This window comes from Kocuria sp. NBRC 114282 (assembly GCF_030268385.1).
In the GTDB taxonomy this organism is placed as follows: Bacteria; Actinomycetota; Actinomycetes; order Actinomycetales; family Micrococcaceae; genus Kocuria; species Kocuria palustris.
Window position 1 is genome coordinate 1 of the sequence record NZ_BSQO01000014.1, and the last position, 8,783, is coordinate 8,783.

The 8,783-nt window shown below is 67.5% G+C and carries 8 protein-coding genes; 2 read left to right on the forward strand and 6 right to left on the reverse strand.

Annotated features, from left to right (window positions below; translation table 11 throughout):
* Positions 1 to 358 precede the first annotated feature (358 nt).
* From QSJ40_RS12365 to QSJ40_RS12385, 5 genes are all read right to left on the reverse strand, one after another.
* Complete coding sequence (locus QSJ40_RS12365; RefSeq protein WP_006214730.1) at positions 359 to 769, reverse strand: four-helix bundle copper-binding protein; 411 nt, start codon at positions 767 to 769, stop codon at positions 359 to 361.
* Between the two features lie 150 nt (positions 770 to 919).
* Positions 920 to 1,558 carry a DUF1541 domain-containing protein gene (locus QSJ40_RS12370; RefSeq protein ID WP_137802958.1) on the reverse strand — a complete coding sequence of 213 codons (639 nt, stop codon included), beginning with the start codon at positions 1,556 to 1,558 and terminating at the stop codon, positions 920 to 922.
* Between the two features lie 109 nt (positions 1,559 to 1,667).
* Entirely contained in the window at positions 1,668 to 3,806 is a 2,139-nt protein-coding gene (locus tag QSJ40_RS12375; RefSeq protein WP_058870843.1) for a heavy metal translocating P-type ATPase, read from the reverse strand.
* 378 nt (positions 3,807 to 4,184) lie between these two features.
* Positions 4,185 to 5,051, reverse strand: a complete 867-nt coding sequence (locus tag QSJ40_RS12380) for a F510_1955 family glycosylhydrolase (RefSeq protein WP_058870844.1) — start codon at positions 5,049 to 5,051, stop codon at positions 4,185 to 4,187.
* The gene (locus tag QSJ40_RS12385) at positions 5,048 to 6,544 is read right to left on the reverse strand and encodes a multicopper oxidase family protein (protein ID WP_259895615.1); all 1,497 of its coding nucleotides are present in this window, start codon (positions 6,542 to 6,544) and stop codon (positions 5,048 to 5,050) included. The genes QSJ40_RS12380 and QSJ40_RS12385 overlap by 4 nt, the downstream gene beginning before the upstream one ends.
* Positions 6,545 to 6,703: 159 nt before the next feature.
* On the opposite strand from QSJ40_RS12385, the gene QSJ40_RS12390 reads away from it, so the two are divergent.
* The gene (locus tag QSJ40_RS12390) at positions 6,704 to 7,414 is read left to right on the forward strand and encodes a response regulator transcription factor (RefSeq protein ID WP_058870846.1); all 711 of its coding nucleotides are present in this window, start codon (positions 6,704 to 6,706) and stop codon (positions 7,412 to 7,414) included.
* Entirely contained in the window at positions 7,411 to 8,559 is a 1,149-nt protein-coding gene (locus QSJ40_RS12395) for a sensor histidine kinase (protein WP_053446840.1), read from the forward strand. The genes QSJ40_RS12390 and QSJ40_RS12395 overlap by 4 nt, the downstream gene beginning before the upstream one ends.
* 23 nt (positions 8,560 to 8,582) lie before the next feature.
* Here the strand turns inward: QSJ40_RS12395 and QSJ40_RS12400 are convergent.
* Positions 8,583 to 8,783: hypothetical protein (locus QSJ40_RS12400; RefSeq protein ID WP_285731296.1), on the reverse strand; the 201-nt coding region annotated here is incomplete at its 5' end.

An 8,783-nucleotide genomic window follows, 5' to 3' on the forward strand; every position in this document is an offset into this window, starting at 1 on the left:
AACCCACGTCGTTCTGATCGTTGAGGACCGCGAGATCACCATCGTGGCCAAGGCCACCGGAGAGATCCTCCGCGAGCTCACCCTGGACCCCACGCGGAAGTACCAGCCACAACGAAAAACACCCCGAACCTGAGGGTTCGGGGTGTTTCCCATGTACTGAGACATCACAATGGTGGGCCCTGTGGGGATCGAACCATGGATTACTGGGTCCGGACGCCACTGGTAGACCGCGCAGTCATCCTCACCTGGTTGTGGCTTGGCGCCGTTGGCATCTCCCCCACGGTTGAGGTTCGCCCCCAGCTTGCTGCGGCAAGCCTCAGCCTGCTGGAAGGCGAACAAAGGTCTGAGCAGGCCGGTCTCAATCCAGAGAGGCCAGCAGATCCGCGCAGGCGATCTCGCAGCGCCGGCACGCCTCCGCGCAGACCCGGCAATGCTCATGCATATCCACGTGCTTTTCGCACTCTTCGGCGCAGGACCGGCACGCCGTCCGGCACGTTTCGAGCGCGGCGCGGTTGACGTCGATGTTGTTGCCGGTCTGGCGGGAGAGCACCCTCCCGGTGGTCTCGCAGAGGTCGGCGCAGTCCAGGTTCAGACGGATGCACTGGGTCAGCTCCGCGACCATGTCCTCGGCCAGGCAGGCGTCGGCGCAGGCGGTGCAGGTCTGCGCGCACTCGAAGCAGGCCTCGATGCATTCGGCCAGTTTCTGGGTGTCGATGCCGCCGAGATCCTTCGGGTACGTCTCCAGCATCGAGCTCACGTGATGAGTCATGGTCTCGCTCTTTCTGTCGATCCGAACGGAGCGGGCTGGCAGGCACCAACCCGCTCCGTTGACCATAGACAGCGACCGGCAGGAGGCGGAAGGGCGAAGCCATGAAGAGTTCGTGAAGACGTGCGGGCCGGGACACCGCCCCTTTCACGCTTACTCGGCGGGCTGGAGCTCGCTTTCGACGAACCACTTGTGGTTGGCCATCTCCATGCCATCGATCGTGGTGTCGACCATGTACACGGTCTCCTCGGTCGAGCTCTCGATCGTCGCCTCGGCGCCCTCCATGCCGGGCATGTGATCGGCCTCCAGCACGACCTCGGTACCCGCCGGAAGAGGCGCCTCACCCGGATCTTCCAGCTCCTCGTGCACGACCCACTTGTGGTCGACGACGGGCTCGCCACCATCTGTGGGCGTGTAGCTCACCGAGTAGGCCGTCGTATCGAAGGCACCGGTGATCGTCGCCTCTGCCCCCGCCATGCCGGGCATGTGGTCAGCGGTGAGAACCGCCGTCGAGTCGATCGGATAGGTGGGATCGGCTGCGGCCTCGATGCCCTCGGGCGGGGGCCCGCCCTCGGGATTGTGCCCGGCCATACCCCCGGAACCATGATCCATGCCCATGTCCATATTCGATGACTCGGACGATGTCGACGGCGCAGCCGCCGCCTCGGACGCCGTCTGCGACGGTGCGGGTTGTGCGTCTTCCTCCTCCGCGGTGCCTCCGCAGGCGGTCAGCGCGAGCATGCTCACCGCTGCGGTAGCGGCCATGCTGGTAGTCCAGATGGACTTCTTCATCTCGTCTCCTTCGTTGATGTTCCTTCATGCGTGGATGGCCTGAAAGTCTCTATGCCAACCCTGCGACAACAGACTGGCGAAGAATTGATGGCCACGCTGACGACCCGGGTCAGGTCTGATTCTTTGCCCATTCGACCGACCCCTCAGCGGTGAGGTCGAGGCCGCGCAGCGTCTGCGCATTGAGCGCGACCACCACCGTAGAGGCGCCCATGAGCAGCGCGCCGATGGCCATGGGCATGACGAACCCGATGGGGGCCAGCACACCGGCTGCCAGCGGCACCGAGATCAGGTTGTAGCCGGCAGCCCACCAGAGGTTCTGCACCATCTTGCGGTAGGAGGCGCGCGAGAGCCGCACGACCGAGACCACCGCGCGCGGATCCTCGGAGGCGAGGATGATCCCGGCCGAGGCGATCGCGACGTCGGTTCCGGCGCCGATCGCGAGCCCGACATCGGCCTGGGCCAGAGCCGGAGCATCGTTCACACCATCGCCGACCATCGCGACCTTCTTGCCCTGTTCCTGCAACTGGCGGACCCGGGCGCTCTTCTCCTCGGGACGGACCTGAGCCTCGATGCGGTCGATGCCCAATTCGCGGCCAACGGCCTCGGCGACGTTGTGGGCATCGCCGGTCAGCATCGCCGTCTCGATCCCCAGGCGGTGCAGGGCCTCGATCGCCTCGCGGGCGGCCGGACGGACCTCGTCGGCCAAGGCTAGGGCCCCGGCAACTCGGCCCTCGACGAGGACGTGCAGAACGATCCGCCCGTCCTGAGCCCATTCGTCGGTGGACAGCGGCTCCGCACCGGCCTGGCTGAGCAGCGCGGGGCCACCGACGCGGATGTCGGTGCCCTCGACGGTGGCCGAGACGCCGACCGCGGTCGCGCTGTCGTGGCCGGTGGCCTGCGGCACGGCAAGGTTACGGTCTTGTGCGGCGGCCACGATCGCCCGCGCCAGAGGGTGCTGGCTCTGCGCTTCGGTCGCGGCCGCGAGGGCCACGAGACGGTCCTCGTTCATGCCCGCCGGGGCGTTTGGTGCCAGCTGCACGCCCAGCAGAGCGGGCTCGCCGAGGGTGAGGGTGCCGGTCTTGTCGAAGACGACGGTGTCGATGCTGCGCACGAGCTCAAGGGCCTTGCGGTCCGAGACGAGGATGCCCTGGCGGGCGGCCCGTCCGGTCGAGATCGAGACGACCAGCGGGATCGCAAGCCCCAGAGCGTGGGGACAGGCGATGACCAGGACGGTGACAACACGGACCAGCGCCATGCTGGGTGTGCCGAGGATCGCCCACACGACGGCGGTGATCGCGGCAGCGAGGAGGGCGAACCAGAACAGCAGGTTCGCCGCCTTGTCGGCCAGGCGCTGGGCGCGGGTCGAGGAGGACTGAGCGTCCTGGACCAGGCGCTGGATACCGGCCAGGGCCGTGTTCTCGCCGATCTCGGTGACCTCGAGGGTCAGCGGTCGATCGGTGGCCACGGTGCCGGCCACGACCCGGTCACCCCGCCCGCGCGTGACGGGCACCGACTCGCCGGTGACCATGGACTCGTCCACGTCGGCCGCACCCTCGACCACCTCACCGTCGGCGGGGATGCGTCCGCCCGGACGGACCAGCACGCGGTCGCCCACGGCGAGGTCCGAGGGCGCGACCGTTCGCGTCGAGCCGTCAGGGTCGAGCACCTCAGCCTCGTCGGGCAGCAGGGCCGCGAGCTCATCGAGCGCGTTGGAGGTGCGGGCCAGAGACGCCATCTCGACCCAGTGCCCCAGCAGCATGATCACGACCAGCAGTGCCAGCTCCCACCAGAACTCCAGGTCCGGTGGCAGCAGCCCGAGGTGGCTGCCCCAGGATGCGAAGAACGCCACCGAGATGCCCAGGGTGATCAGGGTCATCATGCCGGGTTTGCGCTGCCGGAGTTCGTCGACCGCACCGGTCAGGAACGGGCGGCCGCCCCAGACGTAGAGCACGGTGCCGAGGATCACGGGGACCCAGGTGATCAGTGCGTTGTCCGGCAACTGGTAGCCCAGCAGGTGCGCGAAGCTGCCGCTGAGAAAGATCGTGGGGATCGAGATGACCAGGGAGATCCAGAACAAGCGGCGGAACATGGCGACGTGGTCATGTCCACCATGGCCTCCATGGTCACCGTTTCCCTCGTGGCCGCCGTCACCCGAGTGCTCGTCCTGGGAATCGTGGGGGTGATCGGGGGTGGGGGCCTCGCGCAAGGGCGAGGTTCCACCATGGTGGTGGGCGTGCGAATCCGTCATAGTTGCCTCCTCATTCTCGACAGTACCCCCCGGGGGTATGTTTAGCGAGGGGTTTCCGGGAAGTTGTAATGCTTCCTAAGCCCACCCCGGCCGCCAGGGCGGGCAGGTAGTGGATAGCGGTCAACCCGACCTAAGCCCACCCCGGCCACCAGGGCGGGCAGGTAGTGGATAGCGGTCAACCCGATCAGAGCCAGCCCCCGAGCTGCGCCGATGCCGCTCAGCCGCTTCCGCGACAGAGCCGCGCCTTCGGCGCTCATCGCCGGGACCATCTCCTGGCGCTTAGAGGCCTCGCTCATGGTCGTCTCCCTGAAGTTGTCTTGTTGCGGTAAGTCCCGCCCGGTGGGCATTCTCGGCCCTGGTCAGCTCACAGCCCAGCTGTCACAGCAGCTGCTGTGTTGTCGCTCCCCCGTCGACCGTGCGCAGCACCTGGTTTTCTGCCATCAGCAGCGCTTCTACGTCACCGTCATCGGTGCGGCTGGCCCCCAGGGCGGTGATCTCCCCGAGGGGTTCTTCACTGGAGGTCCAGTTAGCACCGGCATCGGTGCTGGTCAGCAGGCGCCCGTCAATCCCTGTGGCGGCGATGGTGCGGTCGTCGGCCCAGGCCACCAGTGAGGCCAGCTGGGGGGTGTTCAGGGGGGACCAGCTGGCGCCGTCGTCAGTGGAGCGCAGCACGCCGTTTTCTGTGGCAGCCAGCACCGCTCCCGATTTCGGGGACACGGCCAAAGAAACCGGGGCCGAGGGAATGGCGCGCATCTGCCAGGTGCGCCCGTCGGGGCTGAACCGAAGTTGCCCATCGAAGGCGATGATCCCGGCGGGGCCGGCAGCCAGGGCGTGGAAATCCGATTCCCCGCCGCGAGAGAGCACACTCCAGCTCTGCCCGCCGTCGGCGGACTCGGCCAGCCCCAATGGCTCGGGTAGGTCCACGCCCAGGCCGGGGTGGCCTGAGGCCAGGTAGCGGCCGTCGGCGGCGATGGTGAAGCCCATCAGATCCACGATGGGCCCGGCTCTGGTCAGGTCCCCGTCCTCGAGACGGTAGAGGCCCTCGTGGGTGGCCAGCAGCACGGCCCCGTCGGCCGGAGCGCGCGTGATGGCATGGACATGAGTGATCGCCGTGGCCTCGCCGGCGCCCTCACCGGAGGGGGCCGATGTGGAGGTACCCGGCTGCGGGGAGCAAGCTGCGACCGCCAGCCCGGTCCCTGTGACCAGGCCCAAACCGAGGAGAGCCCGTCGGGGCATGAGCGTCATCGGCGGTATCTCATCTCGATCATCATTCCGGCCTCGCCGTGGTACAGGTTGTGGCAGTGGACCATCCAATCCCCGGGATTGTCGGCTTGCAGTTGCAGGGCCAGGGATTGCATCGGGGCGAGCATGACCGTGTCTTTGCGTAATCCGTTGGGCAGGGCGAAGGTGTGGCCGTGGACGTGCAGCGGGTGGGCCATCATGGTCTGGTTGGCCGCGTCCAGCTGGACGCGTTGGCCTTCTCGGATCATCAGCGGGTCATTCTTGCCGTATGGAGCGCCGTTGAACCCCCACTGGTAAGGGTCCATCTGTCCGGTCAGCGCCATAGGCAGGGCCACTTCGACGTCCCGGGTCTCCAACCGGGCGCTGTCGGCCGGCTCCAGTTCGGCGCCGATCAAGGCCGGGCAACGCAGTTCCTTCGGCGTCACCGTCGGGGCCGGTGCGGCGCCGGAGCCGGTGCGGATCAACGCCATGGCCTGGCCGTCCTTGCCCATGGGGGCGGCCACGAACGGGAAGACCCCGTCAGCTATGGTGACGATCGCGTCGTAACGTTCGCCCATGCCGATGGCCAGCGCGTCCGTCTCCTGCGGCTTCACGGGGAACCCATCGGTGTGGGTCACCTCCATGCGGTGCCCGCCGAGAGCGACGGTAAAGATGGTGTCGGCGGCGGCATTGATGATCCGCAGCCGCACCCGGTCCCCCGGCTTGGCGGCCAGCACATCCGGGGCCTCCGGCACCTTGCCGTTGACCAGGTAATGCGGGTAGGTCACGTCCCCGGCGTCCTCGCCGTAGGGCGAGTCTCCACCGCCCTTCATCGGTGCGTGATCCATACCGCCCATAGCCTCCGGGGAGCTCATGTCCATGTCCCCGTGGTCCATTCCGGTCATGCCCCCGTGGCCGGCCCCGTTCCCACTGGAGGAGGTGAGCGCCTGGAGCACGTCCTCGGGCGTGCGTCCCGTGCCGTCGAGCCAGTCATCGAGCACGAGCACCCATTCGTGGTCATAGCGCCCTGGTTCTCTGGGGTCATCGATGATCAGCGGGGCGTACAGAGCCCGGTCCAGTTGAACCCCGACGTGGGGGTGGTAGAAGTAGGTCCCCGGATCCGGTGCGGTGAATTCGTAGGTGTAGGTGCTCCCGGTGGCGATCGGGTCCTGGGTCAACCCTGGCACCCCGTCGGCAGCGGCTTCCAGGGCGATGCCATGCCAATGCACGGTGGTCTCGGCCGGCAACTGGTTGTCGACGGTGATCCGTAGCCGGTCCCCGGCCGTGGCCCGGATCAGCGGTCCAGGGACCGTGTCACCGTAGGCCCACGTATCGACCTGCAAGCCTCCCAAGTCCAGGGTCGCCGGCTGCGCGACAAGCGTCTTCTCCACCAGAGCCCGGCCGGGAAGTGACGGTGCCGCGGAGGAACCCGCAGCAGGTGCACCCCCTGCCAGGACACCAGCACCGAGCAGGCCGAAGCCACCAGTCAACATCCGTCTGCGGGAAACCTGATTCATGATTCCTTTCCGAGGCACAGCAGGGCACGAACGACGACAACCATTCTGGATCCGCGCACAGGCGTAGAGACCGGGATTATTTTGAAGATTCAGCGAAGATCGCAGATGACCTGCGCTCTTGCGGTCACCCGATCACAGCGTGGGGACGACACTGGAGGCATGAACCCAGGCATCGATTCCCCGTCCCATCCGGGACGGGTGCTCGTGGTCGACGACGAGAAGGCCCTAGCGCAGATGATCGCGACGTATCTCTCCCGCGCCGGCTACACCGTGGACCAGGCCCACACCGGCCCCGCGGCCCTTGAAGCAGCCCGAAACCAGCACCCGGATGTGGTGGTCCTGGATCTGGGGCTGCCAGGTCTGGACGGGATCGAGGTGTGCCGTGCCCTTCGGTCTTTCTCCGAGTGCTATGTGCTCATACTCACCGCCCGTGGGGACGAGGACGACAAGCTGACCGGACTGGAGGTGGGCGCCGATGACTACATCACCAAGCCCTTCAGCGTGCGCGAACTCGTCGCACGGGTCCAGGCCGTGCTGCGACGCCCGCGCACCGTCACCGTTCGAGAGGCCCCATGGGTCTTCGGGGACCTGGTCATCGACCTCGCTGCCCACGAGGCCCGGGTGAGCGGGGCCGCGGTCGCACTGACGCGCACCGAGTTCAATCTTTTGGCCACACTCTCGGCCGGCCCCGGACGGGCCTACTCCCGCCGTCAGCTCATCGACATCGTGTGGGATCCGTCCTGGGTGGGCGACGAGCGGATCGTGGACGTGCACATCGGGCATCTGCGCCGCAAACTCATTGAGGCACACCCCGATCTTGACTGCATCAGCACGGTCCGAGGGGTCGGTTACCGCATGGCAAGCCGATGAGCAGGCACCGCCCACGAGGCTTGGCCTCCCGGTTCTTCCTGGCGCAAACCATCGTGGTGATCGCCAGCATCCTCGCCGCGGTCCTCGCCGCCTCCATAGTGGGCCCGGCGATCTTTCACGAGCACCTGCTGCGCGCTGGGGCCGGGCACGACGCCACCCAGCTGATGCATGTGGAACAGGCCTACCGCGACACCAACCTCTGGACCCTGGGGATGGCCCTGGCCACTGCCCTGGTATGCGCCCTGGGCGTCACCTTGGTGTTCACCCGCCGCCTCCAGCGCCCGATCGACGCACTCACCCACGCGGCCCAGGCCATGGCCCGCAGCCGCTACGACACCCGGGTCCCCGCCATGGGCGCCGGCGCTGAGGTGGACGCCCTCGCCGGGGCGTTCAACACCATGGCCGCCCAGCTGGAGCGCACCGAAGACACCCGCCGACGGATGCTCTCCGACCTGGCCCACGAGATGCGCACCCCCATCTCCGTGCTCACGGTCTACCTGGAGGCGCTCCAGGACGAGGTCGCCCACTGGGACGAGACCACCAGCGAGCTCATGGGTGAACAGCTCGCCCGCCTCACCCGTCTGGTGGAAGACATCAACGACGTCTCCCGCGCGGAGGAAGGCCGCATCATCCTGGACCGCACCGAACAACCTGTGGCCGAGCTGGTGCGCGCGGCCGCCGAGGCCTACCGGGAGGCCTACGCCGCCGAAGGTGTGGCCCTGAACATCGACGTCGACGAGACCGCCGGGGACATCGAGGCCGACCGGCAACGCATGGGCCAGGTGCTGGGCAACCTGCTCTCCAACGCCCTGCGCCACACCCCAGCCGGCGGACAGGTCACGCTCAGCGCCAACCGGCAGGGCCCAGGGCGGGTGGCCATCCGTGTCGCCGATACCGGCGACGGCATCAGCCTGGAGCAGATACCTCACCTTTTTGAACGTTTCTACCGCGGTGACACCGCCCGCGACCGCGACCATGGTGGCTCCGGGATCGGCCTGACCATTTCCAAGGCCCTGGCCGAAGCCCACGGCGGACGTCTCACAGCCACCTCCCCTGGTCGCGGGCAGGGCGCGGTCTTCACGGTGGAGCTACCCGCCCACCAGCGGACTGGGTCATCCCCGGCTACGGTGAGCGCACGAAACTGAAGCGTCCTGGGTTTCGTCCGTGGTCAGACGGTCGCGGGTGCGGTCGTCGTGGGGTGAGTGTAGGCGGCCTCGACGTCTGCGGGGGTGCGGTAGTCGAGTGAACCGCCCTGGGTTTCGTTCCGATCCTTTATCGAGAGGATGGAGACATGCCCGCGAAGTATCCGCAGTCGTTCAGGGACCGTGCGGTCCGGATGGTGCTGGACAGGCTCGAGGCCGATGAGGAC

Bases quoted from the DNA above. Each gene is read 5' to 3' on its own strand.
- QSJ40_RS12370 (WP_137802958.1), bottom strand. From the start codon at position 1,558: ATGAAGAAGTCCATCTGGACTACCAGCATGGCCGCTACCGCAGCGGTG.
- QSJ40_RS12375 (WP_058870843.1), bottom strand. From the start codon at position 3,806: ATGACGGATTCGCACGCCCACCACCATGGTGGAACCTCGCCCTTGCGC.
- QSJ40_RS12385 (WP_259895615.1), bottom strand. From the start codon at position 6,544: ATGAATCAGGTTTCCCGCAGACGGATGTTGACTGGTGGCTTCGGCCTG.
- QSJ40_RS12390 (WP_058870846.1), top strand. From the start codon at position 6,704: ATGAACCCAGGCATCGATTCCCCGTCCCATCCGGGACGGGTGCTCGTG.
- QSJ40_RS12365 (WP_006214730.1), bottom strand. From the start codon at position 769: ATGACTCATCACGTGAGCTCGATGCTGGAGACGTACCCGAAGGATCTC.
- QSJ40_RS12380 (WP_058870844.1), bottom strand. From the start codon at position 5,051: ATGACGCTCATGCCCCGACGGGCTCTCCTCGGTTTGGGCCTGGTCACA.
- QSJ40_RS12395 (WP_053446840.1), top strand. From the start codon at position 7,411: ATGAGCAGGCACCGCCCACGAGGCTTGGCCTCCCGGTTCTTCCTGGCG.